General features: G+C 74.6%; 14 protein-coding genes and 1 pseudogene. 6 read left to right on the forward strand and 9 right to left on the reverse strand.

The annotated features are described in order from the left end of the window. Positions 1 to 11: 11 nt before the first annotated feature. The 8 genes from ACIA5F_RS09910 to ACIA5F_RS09945 form a co-directional block, all read right to left on the reverse strand. A complete protein-coding gene (locus tag ACIA5F_RS09910; RefSeq protein WP_399351101.1) occupies positions 12 to 779 on the reverse strand; it encodes a thioesterase II family protein in 768 nt (255 codons plus the stop codon). Further along, positions 776 to 1,054, reverse strand: coding sequence for an acyl carrier protein (locus ACIA5F_RS09915; protein ID WP_399351103.1), 279 nt, complete (start codon positions 1,052 to 1,054; stop codon positions 776 to 778). Before ACIA5F_RS09915 ends, ACIA5F_RS09910 begins: the two co-directional genes overlap by 4 nt. Further along, positions 1,008 to 3,989 (reverse strand): type I polyketide synthase, encoded by a 2,982-nt coding sequence (locus ACIA5F_RS09920; protein WP_399351105.1) that lies wholly within the window; start codon positions 3,987 to 3,989, stop codon positions 1,008 to 1,010. The genes ACIA5F_RS09915 and ACIA5F_RS09920 overlap by 47 nt, the downstream gene beginning before the upstream one ends. After that, entirely contained in the window at positions 3,986 to 6,622 is a 2,637-nt protein-coding gene (locus ACIA5F_RS09925) for an amino acid adenylation domain-containing protein (protein WP_399351107.1), read from the reverse strand. The genes ACIA5F_RS09920 and ACIA5F_RS09925 overlap by 4 nt, the downstream gene beginning before the upstream one ends. Positions 6,623 to 6,664: 42 nt before the next feature. After that, the gene (locus ACIA5F_RS09930) at positions 6,665 to 7,237 is read right to left on the reverse strand and encodes a hypothetical protein (RefSeq protein ID WP_399351109.1); all 573 of its coding nucleotides are present in this window, start codon (positions 7,235 to 7,237) and stop codon (positions 6,665 to 6,667) included. Between the two features lie 146 nt (positions 7,238 to 7,383). Next, the gene (locus tag ACIA5F_RS09935; RefSeq protein WP_399351111.1) at positions 7,384 to 8,664 is read right to left on the reverse strand and encodes an MFS transporter; all 1,281 of its coding nucleotides are present in this window, start codon (positions 8,662 to 8,664) and stop codon (positions 7,384 to 7,386) included. After that, positions 8,661 to 11,222 carry an ATP-grasp domain-containing protein gene (locus ACIA5F_RS09940; RefSeq protein WP_399351113.1) on the reverse strand — a complete coding sequence of 854 codons (2,562 nt, stop codon included), beginning with the start codon at positions 11,220 to 11,222 and terminating at the stop codon, positions 8,661 to 8,663. The genes ACIA5F_RS09935 and ACIA5F_RS09940 overlap by 4 nt, the downstream gene beginning before the upstream one ends. A gap of 133 nt (positions 11,223 to 11,355) precedes the next feature. Then, positions 11,356 to 11,622, reverse strand: coding sequence for a hypothetical protein (locus ACIA5F_RS09945; protein WP_399351115.1), 267 nt, complete (start codon positions 11,620 to 11,622; stop codon positions 11,356 to 11,358). A 317-nt stretch (positions 11,623 to 11,939) separates the two neighbouring features. Here ACIA5F_RS09945 and ACIA5F_RS09950 point away from each other — a divergent pair, with 317 nt between their 5' ends. After that, positions 11,940 to 13,157 carry a helix-turn-helix domain-containing protein gene (locus ACIA5F_RS09950; RefSeq protein ID WP_399351117.1) on the forward strand — a complete coding sequence of 406 codons (1,218 nt, stop codon included), beginning with the start codon at positions 11,940 to 11,942 and terminating at the stop codon, positions 13,155 to 13,157. A gap of 116 nt (positions 13,158 to 13,273) precedes the next feature. Here the strand turns inward: ACIA5F_RS09950 and ACIA5F_RS09955 are convergent. After that, a pseudogene (locus ACIA5F_RS09955) lies at positions 13,274 to 14,707 on the reverse strand (MFS transporter); the annotation flags it as partial. On the opposite strand from ACIA5F_RS09955, the gene ACIA5F_RS09960 reads away from it, so the two are divergent. The 5 genes from ACIA5F_RS09960 (at position 14,645) to ACIA5F_RS09980 (ending at position 22,470) form a co-directional block, all read left to right on the forward strand. Next, complete coding sequence (locus tag ACIA5F_RS09960; protein WP_399351119.1) at positions 14,645 to 15,922, forward strand: ATP-grasp domain-containing protein; 1,278 nt, start codon at positions 14,645 to 14,647, stop codon at positions 15,920 to 15,922. The pseudogene ACIA5F_RS09955 and the gene ACIA5F_RS09960 overlap by 63 nt on opposite strands. After that, entirely contained in the window at positions 15,919 to 18,288 is a 2,370-nt protein-coding gene (locus ACIA5F_RS09965; RefSeq protein ID WP_399351121.1) for an ATP-grasp domain-containing protein, read from the forward strand. The genes ACIA5F_RS09960 and ACIA5F_RS09965 overlap by 4 nt, the downstream gene beginning before the upstream one ends. After that, a complete protein-coding gene (locus ACIA5F_RS09970) occupies positions 18,285 to 20,231 on the forward strand; it encodes an alpha/beta hydrolase family protein (RefSeq protein WP_399351123.1) in 1,947 nt (648 codons plus the stop codon). The genes ACIA5F_RS09965 and ACIA5F_RS09970 overlap by 4 nt, the downstream gene beginning before the upstream one ends. A gap of 65 nt (positions 20,232 to 20,296) precedes the next feature. Beyond that, a complete protein-coding gene (locus ACIA5F_RS09975; RefSeq protein ID WP_399351125.1) occupies positions 20,297 to 21,496 on the forward strand; it encodes a fatty acid desaturase family protein in 1,200 nt (399 codons plus the stop codon). After that, positions 21,493 to 22,470, forward strand: coding sequence for a proline dehydrogenase family protein (locus tag ACIA5F_RS09980; RefSeq protein WP_399351127.1), 978 nt, complete (start codon positions 21,493 to 21,495; stop codon positions 22,468 to 22,470). Before ACIA5F_RS09975 ends, ACIA5F_RS09980 begins: the two co-directional genes overlap by 4 nt. Positions 22,471 to 22,523: the final 53 nt, after the last annotated feature.

Raw genomic sequence — 22,523 nt, forward strand, 5'->3', positions numbered from 1 at the left:
GGAGGGCCCTTTCACGGGTGGGTGCGCAGGAGGGGGGCGGTGGGGGAGAGGGCGCGGGACAGTCCCTCGGCGAGAATCGCGAGCGGTGGCCGCGCGATCAGGTAGAAGTGGTCGCCCGGTACGGTGTGCCGGACGAACGGGCCTTCGGTGACATCCGCCCAGGCCGCGGCCCGCTCCTCGTCGACCTGCGGGTCCGCGCTGCCCGCGACGGCGGTGACCGGACAGGTCAGGAGCGGGCCGGACCGGTACTCGTAGGCGTCGAACATCCTGAAGTCGCCGCACACGTACGGCAGGACCAGCTCGCGGAAGTCGGGGTCCGACAACAGCTCGGCGTCCGTGCCGCCCAGCTCCACCAGAGCGTCCGCGACCGCCTCGTCGTCCATGTCGGCGGCGGCCGGGCCACCGTCCGTGCGGTGCGCGAGGTGCGGTGCGCGCGCCCCGGAGGCGTAGAGGTGCCCGACCGGACGGCCCCGCGCCTGGAGGCGCCGCGCCGTCTCGAAGGCGACGACCGCGCCCATGCTGTGACCGAGGAGGGCCGTGGGCCGGTCCAGGAGCGGCAGCACCGCCTCGGTGATGTCCTCGGCCATCCGGTGCAGGTCGGTGGGCAGGGGCTCCTGGAGCCGGGCCGCGCGGCCCGGGTAGCACACCGAGTGGATCTCGTACCCGGGCAGTTGCCCGGCCCACTCGTGGAAGAAGGACGGCGAGCCGCCCGCGTGCGGGAAGCACACCAGGCGGTACGTCGCCCCGGGGCGCGGGACCGCGCATCTGAGCCAGCTCATCGTCGTTCCTCTGCTCCTGCCGTGATCAGTGATTCCACGAGGGCGGTCTGCTGGGCGAGGGTCGGCCCGGTCATCAGCGCCCGGACCGGGACGCGTACCCCCAGGTCGTCGCCGAGCCGCCGGGCGAGCCGGACCACCAGGAGGGAGTCACCACCGAGGTCGAAGAAATCGGACTCGGGTGACAGCCCGGGCCGGCCGAGCAGCTCGGTCCACCGGGCCGCGACCGCCTCACCAGGGCTGCGTACCGCCGTGGCCGGTGCCGCCGCGGTCCGCACCGCGCCCCTCACGCCCGGGGCCGGGCTCCCCGTACGGGCGTGGGGGGGGGGGGGGGGGGCGGCGCCGCCCGGCCGGCCCCCCCCCCCCCCCCCCCCCCGCCCCCCCCCCCCCCGCCCCCCCCCCGCCGGGGCCGCGCGCGGGGCCGCCGCGCCCCGCGGGGCCCCCCCCCGCCCCCCCCCCGCCGGGGGGGGGGCCCCCCGCCGGGGGGGGGGGGGCGGGGCCGCCCCCCGACCCGGGTACGTTCCGCAGCCGCGCCAGCGCCTGCGGCGCCACCAGGCGCGGCCCCGCGAAGGCGTAGCCGGGCAGGTGCGCCGGACGCCCGGGGCCGGCCAGGGCCACCGCGTCGAGCGGCAGTCCGGCGGCCCACAGCCCGGCCAGTGCCGACAGGGTCTCCTCACCGGGACGCTCCGAGCGCCCCGGGCTGAGGGCCACGGCCGTCAGCCCCGCAGCCTCCGCCATACTGCTCAGCGCCCGGCCGGGGCCGAGCTCGACCGCCACCGCGTCCGGGTGGAACCCGGCGATCGCCGCCAGCCCGGCCGCGAACCGTACGGTGCCGCGCGCTTGCCGGGCGAACGAGTCCGCCTCGACCGGGCTGCCGGCCGGCACCAGGGCGCCGGTGGCATTGGACAGGTACGGCAGCCGGGGGCGCCCGAGGGGCAGCTCCGCCACGGCCCGCGCCAGCTCCCCGACGGCCGGCTCGATCATCGAGGTGTGGAAGGCGTGGCTGGTCCGCAGCCGCCGGACCCTCTCCCGGCCACCGAGCCACCCCCGGAAGGCCTCCACCGCGTCGGCGGGCCCGGCCAGGACCGCGCTCTCGGCGGTGTTCACGGCGGCGAGCTCCAGCAGCGGCCCGCCCGTCCCGGCGAACTCCCGGGCCAGAGCGGTGGCCTCGCCCTCACCCACGGGCAGGGAGAGCATCGCACCGGGCGGGCAGGACTGCATGGCACGCCCGCGCAGGGCCACCAGCGAGGCCGCGTCGCCCGGTGCCAGTACGCCCGCCAGCGCGGCGGCGGTCAGCTCGCCGAGGCTGTGCCCGGCGAGCGCGACCGGGCCGAGACCGAGAGCGGTCAGCGCGGTGGCCGCCGCGTACTCCACGCAGAACAGCGCGGGCTGCGCCAGTTCGGTACGCGCCAGCTCCCCGGCGGGGAACGCCGGATCGAGCAGCGCGGGCCGCAGCCGGGCCGCCGTCCCCTCCTCGAAGAGCGCCAGGCACTCCTCCAGAGCGGCGTCGAACCCGGGCAGCGCCTCCCGGAACGGCAGTGCCATGCCGGGGCGCTGGCTGCCCTGGCCGGGCAGCAGGAACACCACGGGTGCCGGTCTCCCGGCGGGCCCGGTCGCCGTGGTCGCCGCGTCCAGCCGCTCGGCCAGTTCCCGGTGGGTGCGGCCGACGACGGCCGTACGGTACGGCAGCCGGGCCCGGCCTGCGGCCAGGGTGTGGGCGATGTCCCCGAGCGGGGTGGACTCCAGGCCGGGCAGCCGCTCGGCGAGGCGCCGCACCGAACGGGTCAGGGCCTGCGGTCCGGCGGCCGAGACCATCAGCACCCGGCCGTGGGGGGGGGCCCCCGCCCGCCCCGCCCGGACCGGGGGCTGCACCACGCCCACCGCGGCGGTGGTCCCGCCCAAGCCCAACGAAGAGACGCCCGCCCGGCGCGGGCCGGGGCCGTCCCAGTCGAAGCGGGCGGTGGGCACGTACAGCGGCGAACCACCGGTCTCCAGCAAGGGGTTGAGACCGGTGAACCCGGCCACCGGGGGAACCTGTCCGTCGCGTACCACCAGCAGGGTCTTCATCAGCGACACCAGCCCGGACGCCGCGTCGAGGTGGCCGATGTTGGCCTTCACGGCGCCGACCGCGACGCTGCCCGGTGCGGCGCCCAGGGCGCGCAGGACCGAGGAGGCGGCCGACCACTCGATGGGGTCGCCGACCCGGGTACCGGTGGCGTGCGCCTCCAGGTAGCCCAGGGTGCCGGCGCCGATGTCCGCCGCGGCGAGGGCGGCCCGGATCACGGCCTCCTGCCCGGCGGCGGAGGGCGCCTGGTAGCCCGCCTTGGCGGAGCCGTCGTTGTTGACGGCGGTACCGATGATCAGCCCGTACGGGTCGCTTCCGTCGTCGAGGGCGTCCTCGGCCGGGCGCAGGACCACGGCGACCACCCCGGAGCCCGCCAGCGCACCGTCGGCGGCGGCGTCGAAGGGGCGGCACTCCCCGGAGGCGGAGAGGATCCCCCCGGGCAGGTGGACGTGACCGGTCTGCGGGAAGTCGACGGCCGCCGCGACGACCACGGCCTGCTCGCACTCGCCGTTCAGCAGGGCCTGCACGGCGAGGTGCACGGCGACCAGGGAGGAGGAGCAGGCGGTCAGCACGCTCAGTGCCGGCCCGGTCAGGCCGAGGCGGTAGGCGATCCGGGTGGCCATGTAGTCGGGCTCGTTGGCGCGCAGCGCCTCCTCGACGCCCGCCGCGTCCAGGGTCCCCGAGGTGAGCATGGCGCGCAGGTAGGCGCTGCTGCTCGCGCTGGCGTAGACGCCGGTGACCCGGGACTCGGTCAGCGGGTCGCAGCCCGCGTCCTCCAGGGCCGTCCAGGCGGCCTCCAGCATCAGCCGGTGCTGGGGGTCCATGAGTTCGGCCTCGCGCGGGCTGATGCCGAACAGCTCGTGGTCGAACCGGTCGGCGTCCTCCAGCAGGCCCCGTACGGGGACGTAGTCCGGGTCGTCCAGCACACTCGCCGGCTCGCCGTCGCCCAGGAGCCGTCCGCGGGGCAGGCGGGAGGTGAGCACCTCGCCGCGCAGCAGCGCCTGCCACCAGGAGCCGATGTCGGCGGCGCCGGGGAAGCGGCCGGCCATGCCGGTGACGGCGATGTCCAGGGACCGGTCCCGGGCGTCCTGAGCGGCGGGCGCGTCCGTGGCCGCGTGGTTCCCGGGGTGTCCGAGCGGCGCGGTCATCGGGTCGCCCCCTGCACGGCACGGCGCTGGCGGGCGCGGGCGGCCCGCTCGCGGCGCGCCCGCTCGGCGCGGCCGTCGCCCTGCCCCGCCTGCTCGGCGCCCGCCCCGGCACCGGCCCGTACGAGCGCGGCCTGGGCGTCCACCGTGGAGCAGCGGAACAGCTCGACGACGGAGGGCCGTGCGCCGGTATGGCGTCCCAGGGCCTCCTGGAGCCGGATGATCAGCAGCGAATGCCCGCCCAGGTCGAAGAAGTTGACGGAGGTCGGTACGGAGGAGATCCCCAGCACCTCCGCCCACGCCGCCGAGACCTGCGCGACCGGGTCCGCGCCGGCCCCGGCCGGCCGCGCCTCCCGCAGCGCCGTCCCGGCCGCGGCCCGTCCGGGCCGGTCCGCTCGCGCCCCGTGCTCCAGGAGTGCGGCCAGCGCCGCCCGGTCCGCCTTGCCGTTGACCGTGACCGGGAAGGCGTCCATCGCCCTCAGCACCGCCGGCACCGCCACCTCGGGCAGCTCCAGCGCCAGCCGCTCCCGTACGGAGTTCAGCGCCTGGGGCGCGCTCGTGACGACGAAACCGGTCAGCCGGGTGCCCGTGGCGTCCGGTACGGCGACGGCCTCACGGACGCCGGGGCAGGCGAGCAGCGCCGACTCGACCGCGCCCAGCTCGACGCGGTGGCCGCGGATCTTGACCTGGCCGTCGCGGCGCCCGAGGAACTCCAGGGTGCCCGTCGCGCTCCAGCGGACCAGGTCACCGGTGCGGTACATCCGGGTGCCGCCGCCCGCGAAGGGGTCGGCGACGAAGGACACGGCGGTGGCCTCCGGCCGGCCGAAGTAGCCGCGGGTGACCCCCGAGCCCCCGATGTGCAGCTCGCCGGTGATCCCGGGCGGCACCAGCCGGCCCGCCGGGTCGAGCACGTACAGCAGGGCGCCCGGCACCGGACCGCCGATGTCGACGGGACCGGCGGTCCCGAAGCGCCGGTAACTCGCCCAGACGGTGGCCTCGGTGGGTCCGTACTCGTTCACGAGCGCGACGCCGGGCAGCAGCGCGGCGTGCCGGCTCAGCAGCGACTCGGCCAGCGCCTCACCGGCCGTGATCACCGTGGTCAGTCCGGCGGGCAGCCGGTCCAGCTGCTCACCGGCCGAGAGGATCGCGTCGTACAGGGAGGGGACGCACAGCAGGTGCGTCACGGCGTGCCGCTCGACCAGGCCGAGCAGCGCCTCCGGGTCGCGGTACTCGCCGGGGTCCGCCACGACGAGCAGGCCGCCCGCGCTCAGGGTGCCCCACAGCCCGGCGACGGAGGAGTCGAAGGCGAGCGGCGAGAGCAGCAGGAAGACCGGCCGGCCCGGGTAGACCTCGCGGCGCGCGAGGGTGGAGGCGGCCAGTTGGGCGTGCTCCACGAGGACGCCCTTGGGGGTACCGGTGCTCCCCGAGGTGTAGATGAGGTACGCGGGGTCGTCGGGGCCGGTCTCCACCGGCTCGGGAACCCCGTCCTCCTCGCATACGGCGGACCCGCCTTCGCCCCGTACGGCGGGCTCGTCGGCCGACAGGACGGTGAGGCCGAGCCCGGCGACCCGCTCCCCGAGCGCCCCCGTCACCAGGACCGCGCCGACCCGCGCGTCGCCGAGTACCGCGGCGATCCGCGCGTCCGGGTTGGCCGGATCGACGGGGACGTACGCCGCTCCCGCGCGCACCACCCCGAGCACCGCGGCGACCATGGCGACGGACCGGTCGGCCAGCACGGCGACCCGGTCGCCCCGGCCGATCCCGGCCTTGGCCAGCCGGGCGGAGATCCGGGCCGCCCAGGCGTCCAGCGCGGCCCGGTCGGCCCGGTCGCCGCCGCAGGCCACCGCGGGTGCGTCCGGTGCGAGGCGGGCGAGTTCGGCAATGCGCCCGTACACCGGGCCCCGGCCTTCGGCGGGCAGTTCGGCGCCCTGCCCGAGCGCCAGCAGCTCCCGGCGCCCCGCCTCGTCCAGCAGCTCCAGCGTCCCGACCGTGTGCTCCTGCCCGGCGGTCAGCCCGCGCAGGACGGTCCGCAGGTGAGCGAGGAGCCGCAGGACGCCGGAGGCGGTGTACCGCTCCTCGCTGTAGAGGGCGACGAGTTCGCACGTGCCCGCGGCCGGGTCGAGGCCCTCCAGGGCGACGCAGACCTCCCGCGCCCCCGACAGCTCGGCCGGTGCCGGGCCGTGCCGGAACTCGACGAGGTGCTCGGGAGGCAGCCCCTCGGCGCCGGCGGCCCACGACGCGAGCGACCGCTCCAGCTCCAGGGCGGCGTCGGCGAGGAACTCGGCCCGGCCCACCTCGTCCCGTACCGCGAGGACCACCGGGACCTGCGGCGTCCCGGCCACCACCCGGTCCGTGCCGGTCCGTCGGGAGAGGGTCACGGCGAGGGCCGCCAGGCCCACCGCCAGCGGGGTGACGCGGTGTTCCCGGGCCGTGCGCCCGACCGCCGCGCGCAGGGCGGCGTCGAGGGGCAGCCGCACCGTCGCGGACCGCCCGCCGGGGGCTGGACGGGCCCCGCCGACGCCCAGCGGACTGTCGGTGGTGGCGGCGCGGACCTCGTCGGCCCACCGCCGGAACTCCTCGGTGCTGCGGTGGGCCGGGGGCGGCCCGGACCGGGCGGCGGCGGACGGCGTTGACATCGTTGCTCCTTGGGTGGCGGTCGGGGCGCGTGGGGGCGGGGGTCAGCCGGCCAGCGTCATCGTGAGGTGGATGCGGTCGGTCCCGCCCGCGTTGTACGCGGAGTGGTGACGCAGGGTGTTGAGGATGTGGACCCGGCCGTCGGTCGGCACGTGGTAGGTGTGGCCGCTGCGGAACAGCAGACGGCTGTCCTCGTTGGTCGTGAGCGCCACGTGCGCCACGCGCGAGTGGTCGGTGTGCATGTGGTAGATCTCGCCCGGGTGCAGGGTGACCAGGCGCATCCGGCCGGGGCGGAAGGTCAGGCTCCGGTAGAGCTCGTAGAAGTAGGTGTCCTTCAGCTCCTCGTTGAAGAACGCGAACTCGCCCTCCTCGAAGTTCTTCCGGCCCGTCCTCTGGTCGAACTGGCCGTTGCCCGCGTCGCGCCACGGGTCCTCGGCACCGGCGCGGTGGGTCAGCCCCAGCCGGCGGAAGCGGTCCTCCGGCTTGCCGGAGGGAGCGTCGGGCAGACGGTCCAGGTACTGCTGGTAGGCCTTGAGGATCTCGTCCTGGTCGAGGGCGGGACCGGGGACGATCTCGACGAGCTCGGGGTCGATGACGCTGAGGGTCGGGGTGGCCATGCTGCTCTCCGGTTTCTGGTGTCCGTGCCGTCCGGACGGGAGCCCGGACGGCACGGGGAACGACAGGGGAAGGAAGGGGAAGGCAAGGGGAGAAGGGAGAAGGGGGAGGGGGGAGGGGGAGGGGCCGGGCTGCCCTCGCGGGCGGTTCAGACCACCGGGCCCTCGTACGTCCGGGGCCGTGGCGAGGTCCGGACGGCCCAGGAGACGAGCGGGCGGCTGACACAGCCCACGAAGAGGAACACGAGTGCCAGCACGAACCAGCCCGAGCGGCCGAGGCCGAGTGCCAGGGTGGCCAGCACGGCGGGGGCGAGCGCCTCCGCCAGGCCGCCGCCGAGACCGAAGACCCCGGAGTACTGCCCTTGGGCGTGCGGGGCCGCGAGCCCGAAGGAGTACTCCATCGCGGCGGCCGCGTGCCACAGCTCGCCGAGCGTGTAGACGGCGGTGGCGGCCAGCAGCAGCGCGGCCGAGGCCCACATGGAGAGGTCGCCGGCGGCCATCATCAGCAGCAGCCCGACGGCGACGGCCCCGCCCGCCCAGCGCATCCGGGAGCCCGCCGAGGCGGGGTCGCTGACGTTCTTGCTCACCGCGACCTGGAGGGTGATGACCAGGACGGTGTTGAGGACCAGCACCCCGGAGACCATCCAGCGGGGCGCCTCGGTGTGCTCGACGATCCACAGCGGCAGCAGGAACGTCGGCACCGCGAAGTGCAGTGACATCAGGGAGTTGAGCACGGTGGCCGCGAGGTACGGACGGTCCCGCAGCGCCTCCCACCGGCCGCTGAGCGGCGGCACCTCGACGGGGACCGGCCGGGGCAGCCACAGCAGCGTGATCGCGCAGCCGACGAAGGCCAGGGCCCGGGCCCCGACCAGGGTCAGGTAGGCCGGCGCGGTGTCGAGCTGGATGGCGACGCCCGCGGCCAGCGCCCCGAGCGAGATGCCCAGGTTGGTCCCGGCGCGCAGGTAGGCGCGGAACCGGGCCGGGTCGTCGCCGCCGAAGCTCCGTACCAGCGGCGCCCGGCTGGACTTGTCCGCGGCGAACACCACCCCGGTGAGCACGGAGATCAGCACGAACGACCAGAAGGCGTCGACCAGCAGGAAGCAGCCCATGAACACCGCACCCGAGAGCATCACCGCGATCTGCGTCTCCCGGGCGCCCCAGCGGTCCGCGATCCGGCCGCCCAGGACACCGGCCACCAGGCCGACCATGGCACCGGCGAACAGCCCGAACGCGACCTGGGACATCGGCAGGCCCACGACACGGGTGAAGTACAGGACGCTGGACGACATGAACATGCCGCTGCCCAAGGCGTTGACGAAGGTCGCCCCGGCCAGGGTCCGGCGGGGACCGCGCTCCGGCAGCAGCCGCGCCGGCCGCCTCCGCCGGGCGGCCGTGTCCTTCGCCCCCGGCTGCTGTGCGGGCGTGGTCACGGCCACAGCGGGTCCCGGAAGTCGGCCTCGGGCCGCAACGCGCGGCCCCAGGCACGGATCTCGCGTCCGGTGAGCCCCTGCGGGGCGATCACCAGGCGTTCCTCGAACCAGGCCCCCACCTCGGCGAAACGGGCCTCCAGCCGTTCCTCGTCGGCCGCCGACACCAGCACCTGTCCCACCCGGTGGTTGGTGTTGTCGATGTCGCCGAGGAAGCGTTCACCGGCCGGGAACTCGACCCGGGCGAACTCCACCCCGGGCAGGGCGCGCAGCTCCGCGGGGGAGGGGCAGCCGAACATGATGCCGGCCCGGCCCTTGAGGTAGCTGGTGCCGAAGACCCCGGGGCGGACCTCCACCTCGGCGCGCGGCGTCCGGCCGAGCGCGCTCATCAGCGCCGCCTCGCCCAGATGGACGCCGAACTTGGCCTGGATCTGCTCGTGGATCAGGGCGCCGCCGCGGCGGGCCGCACACTCGCTGAAGGTCAGCCCCCCGGTCCCGGGGTCGTGGAACAGCTCCATGTGGAAGACGCCGTCGCGCAGTCCGAGCGCCTCCAGGGAGCGCCGCACCACCGGCTCGGCCCGGTCGTACGCCCAGGCCTCGTCCTTCGGGTCGAAGTGCCGCATCCAGAGCGGGGTCTGCTCGTCGATCATGGTGAGGCAGGGGGCCCCGTAGCGGCCGACGGCCAGGAAGAGCAGTTCCCCGTCGTGCAGGAAACCGTCCGCGATCCACTCCTCGCCGCCGATGTACTCCTCCAGGACGAAGGTGCGCTGAGCCGTGCGCTCCGCGCGGTAGCGGCGGCTGAGGGCGCGCAGCGCCTCCGGGCCGTCGACGACCGCGGTGCGCGCGGTCGCGGCGCCGGCCACGGGCTTGAGCACGGCCCTGTCGTACTCCCACGCGACACCGGACACGTCGTGCACGTCGTCGATGACGGTGACCCGGGCGGCCGGTATGCCGGCCGCCGCGACCGCGCGTTTTTGCAGCGACTTGTCGCGGAAGTACGCGGCGGTGACCGGGTCGATCGCCCGGCAGCCCAGCTGGGTGGCGAGCATCCCGGCGGTGACCAGCGCCCATTCGTCGGAGGTGTGGACGGCGTCGAAGGGGTGCTCGCCCAGCCCGGCCCTGTGCAGGGCCGTCAGCACGGCCTCGGGGCTCTTGTGGTCGTCGACGAGGAGTACGGTCAGCCCCTCGGGGACCTCGGCCAGCCCGTGGTCGTAGCCGGCCGCCCCCCAGGCGACGACCGCGTCGACGCCGCCCCGCAGGCATGCCTGCATGACGTACTTGTCGGGGCCCAGCAGCAGGACGCTGGGGCGCCGCTGGTCCTGGGCCACCCGGTAGACCCCGTCCTTGAGGTCCTGGACGGCGTCGCGGTCGGCCCGCACCTGCTCCATGCCGTCGGCCGTCAGGAAGATCCGCAGCGGGCTGGTGAGGAGGTCGGCCGTGGGGCTGATCCGTTTGCCGGGGCCGAGCTTGACGCCGACGAGGTGGACGCTCGGCAGGGCTTCGATCCGCGCGACCGCCTCCCGGTCCACGGACTCGACCAGGCCGCTGAGCCCGGTGCGGGTGCTGTGGACGGCCGCTGCCGCGCGCCGGGAGTAGACCAGGCCGGCGTACCGCCGGGTGAACTCCGAGGGGCGGGTGTAGGCGAGGGCGGTCAGATCGGCCTGGTTGGCGCCCGTGCACACGTCGTGGAAGCCCGGGTTCATGTTGCCGTTGAGGCGTGCGCCGATCTCCACGAGGGTCGGTCCGTGCGGGGTCATGATGACCTCGGCGTGGGCGGGACCGTGCTCGATGCCGAGGGCCTGGAGCACCGTGTCGACGTAGGCGACCAGCGCGGGGACCGGGCCGTCGTCCGGGTCGAGCAGGACGTCGAGGTCGTAGATGTTCCTGCCGTTCGGCAGGATCTCCTTCTCGTACTCCCACACGCCGCAGACGTACCGCTGCCCGGCGACGCTGACCGTGTCGACGATGTACTCCGTGCCTTCCAGGAAGGACTGCACGAGCGCCTCGGAGTTGGGCCGGTCGAAGATGTCGGTGGAGCCGAGCACCGCGCGGGCCGCCGCGAGGACCTCGGCCGCGTCGTGGCAGCGGTAGACGTGGTCGGTGGAGGCCGAACTCAGCGGCTTGACCACCACGGGATACCCGCCGCCCGTCCGCTCGGCCCAGTCGGCGAGCGCCTGCGGATCGGACCCCTTGTACTGGTCCGCGCAGCGCACACCGGCCCGGCGCAGGGCCTCGATCATCTCGTACTTGTCCCGGCGGGCGGCCGAGAGGTGCGTCCCGTTGGTCGCGAGGCCCAGGGCCTCGCTGAGCGCGTCGGCGAGCGGGACGCCGGGCTCCTGGCCCGCCAGCACGGCCACCGGGCCGAGCGTACGGAGCGCTTCGACGGTCGTCCCGAACGCGGTGGCGTCCGGGCAGTACAGCTGGCCGCGGTAGGCGTCCGCATCCGGCTGGAGCATCGTCGACATCGGTTGTGCGGAGCTGTACACGTGCACCACGTCGACGCCGAGCCTGGCGAAGGCCGGGGGAAGGAAGGCACCGGTCGAGTACCCGTCGACGATCACTGCGGTTCTGGCGGCATGGGCCGGGGGAGGGTCGCAATCCATCGGGTCTGTCACTCTCTGAGCGGTGTGCGAGCAATGAGGGGCGGCCGGGTCGCGGCCGCGGGACGGCGGGATCGTGCCGGGTGCGGCGGGATCAGGCGCCGGGGGAGGGCCAGCCGATGTCGTTGCGCAGGGTGGGGGCCGGGTCGGGCGCGGTCCGGCCGGTCCCGTGGGCGGGGCTCTCCGGCGGCGGCGGCCAGCCGATGTCCCCGGCGGCGACGGCGCCACCCGGCGGCGGCGGCCAGCCGATGTCCCCGGCGGCGACAGGAAATCCGGACACCCCGGTGACGGCGACGGCGAGCAGGGCGACGAAGGCGCCGGCTGCGACACGGACTCGGGCGGTACGGAGCAAGGAACGCACGAAAACTCCTTGGCAGTGGTGACGAGGGAGGTCAGTGGTGCCGTGGTGACGGCTGCGTTGCCACGGAAGCTAGTCCAGAGATCGACCGCTTGGCAACATGTTTCCAACTGATTGGCAATCTTGATCTTGGCCAGAAGTGGCGATCGTAGTTTGTTTCGTTCGCCCCACGGGCAATAATTTGCCTCGGTGTCGCCTTAGCGGTTAGCCTCAGCAAAGCTCGCGGCAGCATGTCCCTGCTGAGCGAGTGCGACCGGACCGCCCGCCCCGCGACCTCCGCCGCTCCCGTCATGTCCGTCCGAACCCCTGGGGTTGATCACGTGTTGGAACAACCGTTGTTCGGGCGTCGGCTCAAGCAGCTCCGGACCCAGCGGGGGCTCTCGCAGGTGGTCCTCGCGGGCGAGGGGATGTCCACGGGCTACCTCTCGCGGCTGGAGTCCGGCGTGCGCCAGCCCACGACCCGGGCCGTGGAGCACCTGGCCGCGCAACTCGGGATCGCGCCCACGGCGTTCGACGAGCCCGAGACGGCCTCGCTGACGCGGGCTCTCGCCATCGCCGCCTCCGCCGACTCCGACGAGAACGTCCGGCAGGTCGAGCAGGCGCTCGCCTCGGGCAGCGGCCAGGACCCCCTGCTGCGCTGGCAGGCCCTGTGGCTGGTCGCCCAGTGGCACCGCCGGATGGGCGAGCACCACAAGGAGGGGGAGTCGCTGGAGGAACTGGTGCGGCTCGGCGACGAACTGGACCTGCCCGAACTGCGCTCCCGCGGCCTCACCCAGCTCGCACGGTGCCTGCGTTCGTGCGGGGAGATCCCCCGGGCCGCCGAAGCCGCCTCGGAGGCCCACCGGCTGGCCCGGGAGAACGACCTCCCGATCCAGGACGTGGCCGCCAGCCTGCTGGCCCTGGTCTCCGTGGAGACCGAGGCGGGCCGCCTCTCGGAGGCCCGCGCGCACGCCGACGAGCTGACCGCCCTCACCGGCGGGCGCACCGACTCCCTGTGGGCCGAGGCCCTGTGGACCGCCGCCGCCGTCCGCGTCCGCCAGGGCGACCCGAACAGTGCCCAGGAGCTGCTGGACCAGGCGCTGGCCGGCTTCGGCAGCGCGGAGAACCTCTCGCTGTGGACACGGCTGCGGGTCGCGGCCGCCCGGCTGCACCTGCAGAAGACACCGCCGGAACTCGACGTCTCCGAGCGGTACGTGGAACAGGCCGAGACCAGCCTCGCCTTCGTCGGCATCCCGGCGCTGGGGCAGGAGGTGACGGCCCTCAAGGCCGAGATCGCCTTCCAGGGCGCACGGTTCGCCGACGCCCGCGCACTGCTGGACCGGGTGCGCGGCACCGACCCGAACATGACCTACCGCAACCGGGTCCGGCTGGACATCCTGGACAGCCGGCTGCTGGTCATCGAGGGCGCCGAGGAGGAGGGGCTGGCGCGGATGCGCCGCCTCGCCGAGGAGGCCCAGAAGGCCGCCAACATCGACCTGGCGGCGGACATCTGGCGGCTGCTGGCCGACACCCTCGCCCTCTCGCGCGGACCCGCCTGAGCCCGGCCGGGCGGTACCGGCCACCCCCGCCGGGCCGCCACCCCGCCCCTGCCGGAAGGGGGGTGCCGTGGGGGGGGGGGGGGGGGGGGGGGGGGGGGGGGGGCGGGGGGGCGGCCCCCCCCCCCCGCCGCGCGCCCCCCCCCCCCCGCGCGCCCCGCCCCGCGACCGGCCACCAGACCGGCTCCCGCCAGCACCAGGAAACCGCCGCAGCCGAGGATCATCCCCTGCCAGCCGTACGCCCCGTACAGCGCGGTGCCGGTGAGCGACCCCACCGCGCCGCCCGCGAAACTGGCCAGCATGAAGAGCGTGTTGAGCCGCGCCCGGATGCCGTCGTCCAGCCGGAAGATGCGCACCTGGTTGGCGATCTGCCAGCAACTGCCGCCGTACACCAGCAGGTTGCATCCCACCACCAGCGCGGCCATCGAATCGCCGAACAGCCCGAGCAGCAGGAAGGCCGCGCTCACGCAGGCGAAGGCCAGCAGGTTGACGTGGCGCGGGCCGCGCCGGTCGCTGAGCCGGCCCGCCGTGTAGGACAGCAGCGCCGCAGGCAGGCTGAACAGGCCGAACAGTCCGGCCCAGGCGACTCCCATGCCGAAGGGCGGGGCCGCGAGGTGGAAGGCCAGCGTCGCCCAGAACGCGCTGAAGGCGGCGAAGACCGTCGCCCCCAGGAACGCCGACAGCCGCAGCTCCGGATGGGCCGTCACCAGCCGCGGCAGTGAGGCCATCAGCGCCCGGTAGGTCAGCGTCCCGCCGGCCGCCCGCTCGGGCAGCAGCCTCGGCAGGAAGGCCACCAGCGCACCGGTGAGCGCCGCCGCGACCAGGTAGGCGGTCCGCCAGTCCCCGCTGAGGCCGACCACCGCGCCGGACAGGGTGCGCGAGAGCGTCCCCCCGAGGGTCAGCCCGATGCCGATCATCCCGAGGGCCTGCCCGCTGTGGCCCGGACCCGCCATCGAGGCGGCCGTGGGCATGATCACCTGGGGGAGCACGGTGGTGGTGGACAGGGCGACCGTGGCGACCGTGAGCGTGGCCAGGTTGGGCGCCAGGGCGGCGGCCAGCAGCCCGGCGGTGGTCAGCAGGAGCAGCGTCGTGGTCAGCAGCCGCAGCCGGGCCACGTCCGCGAGCGGGACGACCAGGCTGATGCCGAGGGCGTACCCGACCTGAGCGGCGGTGGCGACCAGGCCCGCGGCCGAGTCCGTGACGCCGAGGCCCGAGGCGATGGCGTCGAGCAGCGGCTGAGGGAAGTAGATGTTCGAGACCGTGAGGGCGCCGGCGACCGCGAGGGCCAGCGCTGTACCACGACTCAGGCCCTGTCGAGGCGTGGTGGCGGGTGCTGTGACGGTCATGGCCGGTCTCCTCCGCGTGCGGATCAGTGGATGTGCGGAGTGATATTGCCAGCTTGGCAATCTGTGTGGCAACCTCTTGCTAATCCCTGGAACAGACCTGGCCCGAACCGGCCCAGGCTTTTCCATGAGCACAAGGTGGAGAACATGAGGAGCGCACAACTGCGCCCAGTGGCCGTGCTGGTGGACGCCTACACCAGTGGCAATCATTTGCCTCCGGCGTTTGCCAAGCTCGGTGTCGACGTGGTGCACGTACAGAGCACACCCGAGCTGATGACCTCGATGCGGTTGCCCGATCTCACCGCGTACCGGGCCGTGGTCCCCTACGGGACCCCGGCCGAAACGGCCGCCCGGCTCCGTGAGTTCGGCCCGGTCTGCGTCGTCGCGGGCCAGGAACCCGGCGTCGAACTCGCCGACGAACTCTCGGAACTGCTCGGACTGCCGACCAACGGCACCGCGCTCTCCCGCGCCCGCCGCGACAAGTACGAGATGATCGAGGCCCTGCGCCGCGCCGGTGTCCGCTGCGCCGACCAGCTCAAGAGCGGCAGCGCCGACGAACTCGTCGCCTGGGCCGAGGAACACGGCGCCTACCCGGTGGTCGTCAAGCCGCTGTCCTCCGCCGCCACCGAGGGCGTGGCCGTCTGCCGGGGACCGGAAGAGGTCCGCAAGGCCGCCGAGGCCGTCCTCGGCACCGTCAACATCTTCGGCGAGCCCAACGACGAGGTCCTCGTCCAGTCCTTCCTCCAGGGCGAGGAGTACATGGTCGACTTCGTCTCGTACGGCGGGCGGCGCCACGCCTGCGGGATCTGGCAGTACCGCAAGCGCCTCGACGGCACCCACCGCCTCTACGACCGGGACGCCATCACCCCGCCGGAGTCGAGCCCCGCGCCCGAGATCATCGCCTACATGCACGAGGTGCTCGACGCCCTGGGCATCGCGTACGGCCCGACCCACGCCGAGGTCATCGTCACCCCGCAGGGCCCCGCCCTCGTCGAGGTCGGCGCCCGCCTCTCCGGCGGACTGCTGCCCGACTTCCACGACCTCTGCCTGGGCGGGAACCAGGCCGACCTGACCGCGCTGGCCTACGCCCGGCCGCAGGAGTTCCTGGACCGGCACGCGGGCGGCAGCTACCGCAAACTGACCGAGGCCAGCCAGATCTTCACCGCCACCACCCGGGACGGCGTCGTCGAGAGCCTCGACCAGGAGGTCCTCGCGCAGATCGAGGCACTGGAGTCGGTCCACCTCGTCGTCCCCAAGCTCGCCCCCGGCAGCCGTATCCGGCCCACCGTCGACCTCTACACCGCCACCCTCGTGGTGTGGACCCGCCACGACTCGACCGAGGTGCTGGAACGGGACTACGTCCGCGTCCAGGAGCTCGCCGACCAGGTCTACCGGCTCCGCGACGACCTGGGACGGGCCGCGTGAGCGCCCGGTCCGGGACCCCCGGGCTGCTGCTGGTCGGCGGCGGCGGGGCGATGACCCTCAGCGTCGACGTCGCCGTCCAGGCGCTGGAACAGGCGCGCTCCCGCGGGCTGGACACCCATGTCACCAACCAGGCCGAAACCCTGGCCGCCACCCCCGAGGTCACCGCCGCCGCGGACGGCGCCACCGCCGTCGACTTCACCCGCCCCGGGGCCACCGCCGACTGGGCCGCCGCCCGCGCCGGCTCCGGCGACCACCCCGCCGTCGCCTTCGGAGTACGCGAGATGGCACAGGTCGCCGTCGCCGAGACCGCCGAACGGCTCGGCCTGCTCGGCAACCCGCCCGCCGCGGTCCGCCGCATCCGCACCAAGGACGCCTGCCGCGCCGCCCTCGCCGAGGCCGGATTCCGCCAGCCCGCCGTGCGCCTGTGCCATGGCGGGAGCGACGCGCTCGCCTTCCTCGCCGGGACCGCCGGCCCCTGGGTGGTCAAGCCCCGCGACGGCGCGGACAGCGCCGGCGTACGCAAGGTCACCGGGCCCGGTGACCTGACGGCCGCCCTCGGCCGCCTCCCGGACCCGCAGGCCCCCTTCCTCGTGGAGGAGTTCGTCCAGGGTGAGGAGTACAGCGTCGAGGGGGTCTTCCTCGACGGCGCTCCCCGGGTGCTCGCGGTCACCGCCAAGGAGAAGCTGGCACCCCCGTACTTCGTCGAGATCGGCCACGTCCTGCCCGCCCCCCTCCCGCAGGACACCCTCCGGGAGATCGAGGACACCGTCACCGCCGCGCTCACCGCCCTGGAGCTGCGCTTCGGGCTCTTCCACGTCGAACTGTGGCTGACCGCCGAGGGGATCGTGCTCGGCGAGGTGCACGCGCGGATCGGCGGCGGCTGGATCCACCGGATGCTGCCGCACGCCCGGCCAGGACTGGAACTGTACGGCGCCGTCTACGACGACGTGCTGGGCCGCCCCGTGGAGCTGCCTCCCGCCTCCCGCGCCGCCGCCACCCGCTACTTCGCCCCGCCGGCCGGCCGGGTCACCGCCGTCGACGGCTGGCAGGAGGCGCGCACCCACCCGGCCGTGCTCCACGCCGAACTCCGCCTCGCGCCCGGTGACGTCGTCACCGGCTTCCGCAGCGGCGGGGACCGGGTGGGCGCCGTGGTCGTCGGGGCCGCCACCCCCGAGGAGGCCCGGGAACTCGCCCGCACGCTCGTGGACTCCGTACGGATCACCGTCGAGCCGCTCGAAGACGCCGGGGCGGCCGGGGCGCCCGGGAGGACCGTACCGGCCGTACCGGCCGCAACGGCCGGGGCACCCGCGGCTTTCGGCACCCGTTTCGCCACCCGCGCGGTGCCCACCGGGCCCGCGGCGCCCGAGGTGGTCGTCACCGTGGAACCCAGGCCGCTGACCAGCTCCTTCCAGATCTCCCACATGACCATCCGGACGGTCGACATCGTCCGTCTGCGACTGCGCCGCGCCGAAACCACCGAGGGCGAGGGCGAGATCGCCGCCGACCTCGGCTACGGACAGGACGGCCGGGCCATCGCCGCCGAGGCCGGGGCCCTGGCCCGCGTCCTCGCCGAGGAGTGCGCCGCCACCGCGGATGCGCTGGAGCCGATCCGCTCCCGTCTGGCGAAGGCCGCCGCGGACGGCGTCGGCGCACCCGCCCGGATGCTCGTCGAGATGGCCTTCCTGGACCGCGCCGCCCGCCGGGCCGGCGTACCGGTGTGGCACCTGCTCGGCCTGCCCGAGCCCGGCCTCGTCCGACTGCTGCACACCGTGCCCATCGGCGAGGACATCCCCCTCGACGGACGGCCACTGAAGATCAAACTGGGCGGTGCGCAGGACGAACGGGTGCTGCGCTCCCTCCTCGGGGTCGACGCCCCGCTGATCCTCGACGCCAACCGCGGCTGGGACCGCGCCGACTGGGAACGGCTGCGCCCCCTGGTGAGCGCGCTCGCCCCGGCGGTCCTGGAGGACCCGGTCCGCGACCCGCGGCTCATCCCCGAGGTCCGCGCCGCGCTGCCCGGCACCGCCGTGCTCCTCGACGAGGGCATCGCCACCCCCGCCGACGCCGAGTACGCCGTCCGCGTGGCCGACGGCCTGAACGTCAAGCTGATGCGCTTCGGCGGACTGCTGCCCGCGCTCACCGCGCTGTCGGCCGCGACCGGGCAGGGCGCCGTCCGCATGCTGGGCTGCTTCCTGGAACCACCGCGTGCCATCGCCTACGCCGCGCAGCTCGCCGGAGTGTGCGACTGGTCCGACCTCGACGGGCACTTCTGGGTCAGCCAGGACCCCGCCGTGCCGTCGTACAGGCTCGACAGCAGCGCCCCGGGCATCCCCCGGATCGCCTACGGGCAGGACACCGGCGCATGACCGCCACCCGCGACCGCCTCCCGTACGGGAGCTGGCCCTCCCCGGTCACCCCGGAGGACGCCGCCCGCGGCGACGCCCTGCTCGAATGGGTCGGATTCCTCGGCGCCGACGTCTGCTGGACCGAGGCGCTCCCCGAACAGGACGGCCGCAGCGGGCTGATGCGCCGGACACCGCGGGGCACCGCCGAGGTACTGCCGGACGGCTGGGACGTACGCACCAGGGTCATCGAGTACGGCGGCCGGCCCTGGCTGGCCCTGTCCGACCGGGCCGAGGACGGCATCGTCTTCACCCACGGCCCCGACCAGCGGGTGTACCGCTGGCGGCCGGGCACCGACCCGGTGCCGCTCAGCCCCGCCGGAGCCTGGCCCGGTGAACTGCGGTACGCCGACTTCGCCGTCCACGGCGAGGAGGTGTGGTGCCTGCGCGAGGCGGTCGGGGACGAGCACGCCGTCACGGCCGTACGCCACCTGGTGGCGCTCCCGCTCGACGGCCGCGCCGCCGAAGACCCCGGCGCGGTGCGCGAACTGGCCACCACCCACCACTTCATGACCGGCCCGAAGGTCGAGCCCGGCGGCGGCCGGGTGGCCTGGATCGGCTGGAACCATCCCGACATGCCGTGGGACACCACCGAGCTGATGGCCGCCGAGATCCTCGCCGACGGCACCCTGGCCCCGGCCCGACCGCTGATGGGCGGCGACGGCGAATCGGTCACCCAGACCGAGTGGGCCGCCGACGGGTCCGGCACCCTCTACGCCGTCAGCGACCCGGACGGCTGGTGGAACGTCCACGCGATCCCCCGGGACGGGACGCCCCGCAACCTGTGCCCGCGCCCCGAGGAGTTCGGCGAGGCGCTGTGGCGGATCGGCCTGCGCTGGTGCCTGCCCCTGCTCGACGGCCGTCTCGCCGTCGTGCACGGCGTGGGCGAGCGCAGGCTCGGAGTCCTCGCCGCCGACGGCACCCTCACCGACCTCGCGGACCCGGCCACCGAATGGCACTTCGCGGCCACGGACGGCCGCCGCGTCGCCGCCGTGGTCTCCTCACCCGCTCAGCGGCGCACCGTGGTCCTGGCGGACCCGGACGAGGGCACGGTCGAGGTGGTCCGCGCCCCGGCCGACGGGGCCCTCGACGCCTACGCCACCGTCCCCGCGCGCCGCACCTACCGGGGGCCGGACGGCGAGCGGGTCCACGCCCACGCCTACCCGCCCCACCACCCCGGACTCACCGGCGCGGACGGCGAACTGCCGCCCTGGCTGGTCTTCGCGCACGGTGGCCCCACCAGCCGCAGCCACCTGGTCCTCAACCAGGAGATCAGTTTCTTCACCAGCCGTGGCATCGGCGTACTCGACGTGCAGTACGGCGGCTCCACCGGCTACGGCCGGGACTACCGCGAACGGCTGCGCCACACCTGGGGGGTGACCGACGTCGCCGACTGCGCCACCGCGATCCGCGGCCTGATCGCCGAAGGACTCGCCGCCCCCGGGCGGATCGCCATCCGCGGCGGCAGCGCCGGCGGCTGGACCGCGGTCGCCTCGCTGGTCGCCGAACCGGACCTCTACCGGGCGGCCGGGATCTACTACCCGGTGCTCGACCCGGTGAGCTGGCGGGCCGAGGGCGGCACCCACGACTTCGAGTCGCGGTACCTGGACGGCCTGATCGGCCCGTGGCCCGAGGCCGCCGACCGGTACGGGAAGCAGTCCCCGCTGTCCGGCGCGGAGTCCATCCGCACCCCGTTCGTCCTCATGCAGGGCCTGGACGACACCGTCTGCCCGCCCGCGCAGGCCGAACGGCTGCTCGAACTGACCGACCCCGCCCGCGCGCCCCACCGCTACCTGACCTTCGAGGGCGAGGGACACGGCTTCCGGCGCTCCGCCACCGTCGCGGACTCGCTGCGCGCCGAACTGCGGCTGTACGGGCAGGCCCTCGGCTTCACTCCCGCGCACTGACCGCGCCCACGCGCCGGCCCGGTCCCACCGCCCACGCCCCACGCTTCACGAACAGAGGCACCCCCATGTCTTCCTTCGAACAACTGAACTTCGACCGGCTCGCGCCGGGCGTCCGCAAGGACCTGCGGGCCCTGCGCACCCTGGACAACCACCACGGTCCGCTCGCCCTCCTCTTCGAGTACGCGCTGATCGCCGCCTGCGTGGCGCTGTGCGTCGGGGTCTCCTACTGGTTCTATCCGCTGGCACTGCTCGTCATCGGCTCCGTCCAGCGTTTCCTCGCGCACTTCCTGCACGAGTCGAGCCACAAGACCTTCGCCCGCAACAAGACGCTCAACCTGATCGGCGGCTCCCTCCTCTCGGGCTACCTCGTGTGGCACCTCTACGGCCCCTACCGCAGCTCCCACGTGGGCAACCACCACCGCAACCTGGGCGACGAGCACAACGACCCCGACTACACCTTCCACATCGAGTGCGGCCTGTACGACACCACCCGCTCCGACCGGCACTTCTTCCTCAAGGAGGTCGTCCTTTCCACCTTCGGCCTGCGCACCTTGTCCTACCTCGGCTACATCGCCCGCGAGCGGGTCTTCTGCGACAGCTCGCAGATCACGGTCTCGGTTCCCGTCCCGCTGCGCACCGAGCGGATCGTCCTCCTCACCCAGTGGGCGGCGGTCCTCGGCGTCTGCGCCTGGTTCGGCGTCCTGCCCGAGCTGCTGCTCTTCTGGTTCGTTCCGCTGTTCACCACCAACGTGGCGATCGGCTGGCTGGCCGAACTCTCCGAGCACTACCCGATGCCCGAGAGCGAGAACAAGCAGATCCTGCTCACCCGCAACCGCCACGGCATCTTCCTGGAGCGGTTCCTGATCAGCCGCCACAACGACCGCTACCACCTCGTGCACCACATGAACGCGGGCATCCCGTTCTGGAACCTGGCCCGCGCCCACAAGGTCCTGCTCGACGACCCCGGCTACGCGGCCTGGGACGGCCTGTGGGCCGGCGCCTTCACCCGCCCCCGGTCCCGCCGCGACAAGGAGACCGTGATCAGCTACGCGGCCAAGTACCGCCTCTGGCGCCAGGCCGGCGGTGACCCCGCCACGGCCGGCCCCAGCTTCGCCCAGCTGATGATGCTCGCAGGGTCCACCGGCACCCCGGCGGCCCCCTCCGCCCCCGTCCCCGCAGCGGACGCACCCACCTCCCGCACCTCCCGCACCTCCCGCACCTCTCGCACTTCCCGTACCGACGAGAAGGTCAAGGTCCTGTCATGACGTCCGCCATGTCCCAGCGCGTGCTCCACGAGGCCGCCGGCAAGGGCCTGCGCCTGCTGGCCGCCGACGAGCGCTGCCGCGATGCCTTCACCACCCCCGGGTCCGTCCTCCAGGACATCCTCTCCCCGGCCGCCCGCCGCTACGTACTGGCCGCGAGCCGCGACGAGTTCCTCGCCCACCTCGAAACCCTGCGGGCCAAGTCCTACCGGACCACCGTGGAGTTCGTCGGCGAGGAGAACTCCGACCCCGCCGAGATCGAACGCGTCGTGGGCGAGTACCTCGCGGTCCTCGCCCACGAGCCGGTCCCCGGACAGCTCGGCTTCGACCTCTCCAACCTGGGCCTGGCCTTCTCCCCCGACCTCGCGCGGAAGAACACCGCCCGGATCGCCGGGGCCGCCGCCGCCCGCGGCGGCGAGGTCGTGCTCAGCATGGAACGCGCGCCCGCCGTGGACGAGGTACTGGACGTCTACCGCGAACTCGCCGCCGACCACGCCAACCTCGGCGTCACGCTCCAGGCATACCTGCACCGCACCGAGCGGGACCTCGGCTCCCTCCCCCTGGAGGGACGCAGGATACGCCTGGTCAAGGGGGCTTTCTGCGAGAACTCCGAGACCGCCCTCGGCCGCGGCCCCGCCCTCGACCGGCGCTACCTCCAGCTCGCCGGGGAACTCGTCGACCGCGGTGCCCGCCTCAGCCTGGCCACCCAGGACGCCGCGCTCCTCGCGGAGGCGAAGGAGAGCGGCCTGCTGGACCGCGCCGACGAGATCGAGATGCTCCACGGGGTCCGCCCAGGGCTGCTGCGCTCGTACCGCGAGGCCGGCCACGCCTGCCGCGTCTACGCGACCTACGGCGAGAACTGGTGGCTGCACCTGCTGCACCGCCTGGCCGAACACCCGCCCATGGTGCTCACCGCGCTCGCGGACATCGCCGAGCACCACCGCGACGCCGGCCGCACCGTCGGCGGCGGCTACTGACCCGCGCCGCACCGTACGCACCGTACGACCCGCCGTACCGGAACGGCCGGCAC

This window comes from Streptomyces sp. NPDC051567, from assembly GCF_044454165.1.
Taxonomy (GTDB): domain Bacteria; phylum Actinomycetota; class Actinomycetes; order Streptomycetales; family Streptomycetaceae; genus Streptomyces.

Bases quoted from the DNA above. Each gene is read 5' to 3' on its own strand.
- ACIA5F_RS09970 (WP_399351123.1), top strand. From the start codon at position 18,285: ATGACCGCCACCCGCGACCGCCTCCCGTACGGGAGCTGGCCCTCCCCG.
- ACIA5F_RS09930 (WP_399351109.1), bottom strand. From the start codon at position 7,237: ATGGCCACCCCGACCCTCAGCGTCATCGACCCCGAGCTCGTCGAGATC.
- ACIA5F_RS09960 (WP_399351119.1), top strand. From the start codon at position 14,645: ATGAGGAGCGCACAACTGCGCCCAGTGGCCGTGCTGGTGGACGCCTAC.
- ACIA5F_RS09920 (WP_399351105.1), bottom strand. From the start codon at position 3,989: ATGACCGCGCCGCTCGGACACCCCGGGAACCACGCGGCCACGGACGCG.
- ACIA5F_RS09910 (WP_399351101.1), bottom strand. From the start codon at position 779: ATGAGCTGGCTCAGATGCGCGGTCCCGCGCCCCGGGGCGACGTACCGC.
- ACIA5F_RS09925 (WP_399351107.1), bottom strand. From the start codon at position 6,622: ATGTCAACGCCGTCCGCCGCCGCCCGGTCCGGGCCGCCCCCGGCCCAC.
- ACIA5F_RS09975 (WP_399351125.1), top strand. From the start codon at position 20,297: ATGTCTTCCTTCGAACAACTGAACTTCGACCGGCTCGCGCCGGGCGTC.
- ACIA5F_RS09980 (WP_399351127.1), top strand. From the start codon at position 21,493: ATGACGTCCGCCATGTCCCAGCGCGTGCTCCACGAGGCCGCCGGCAAG.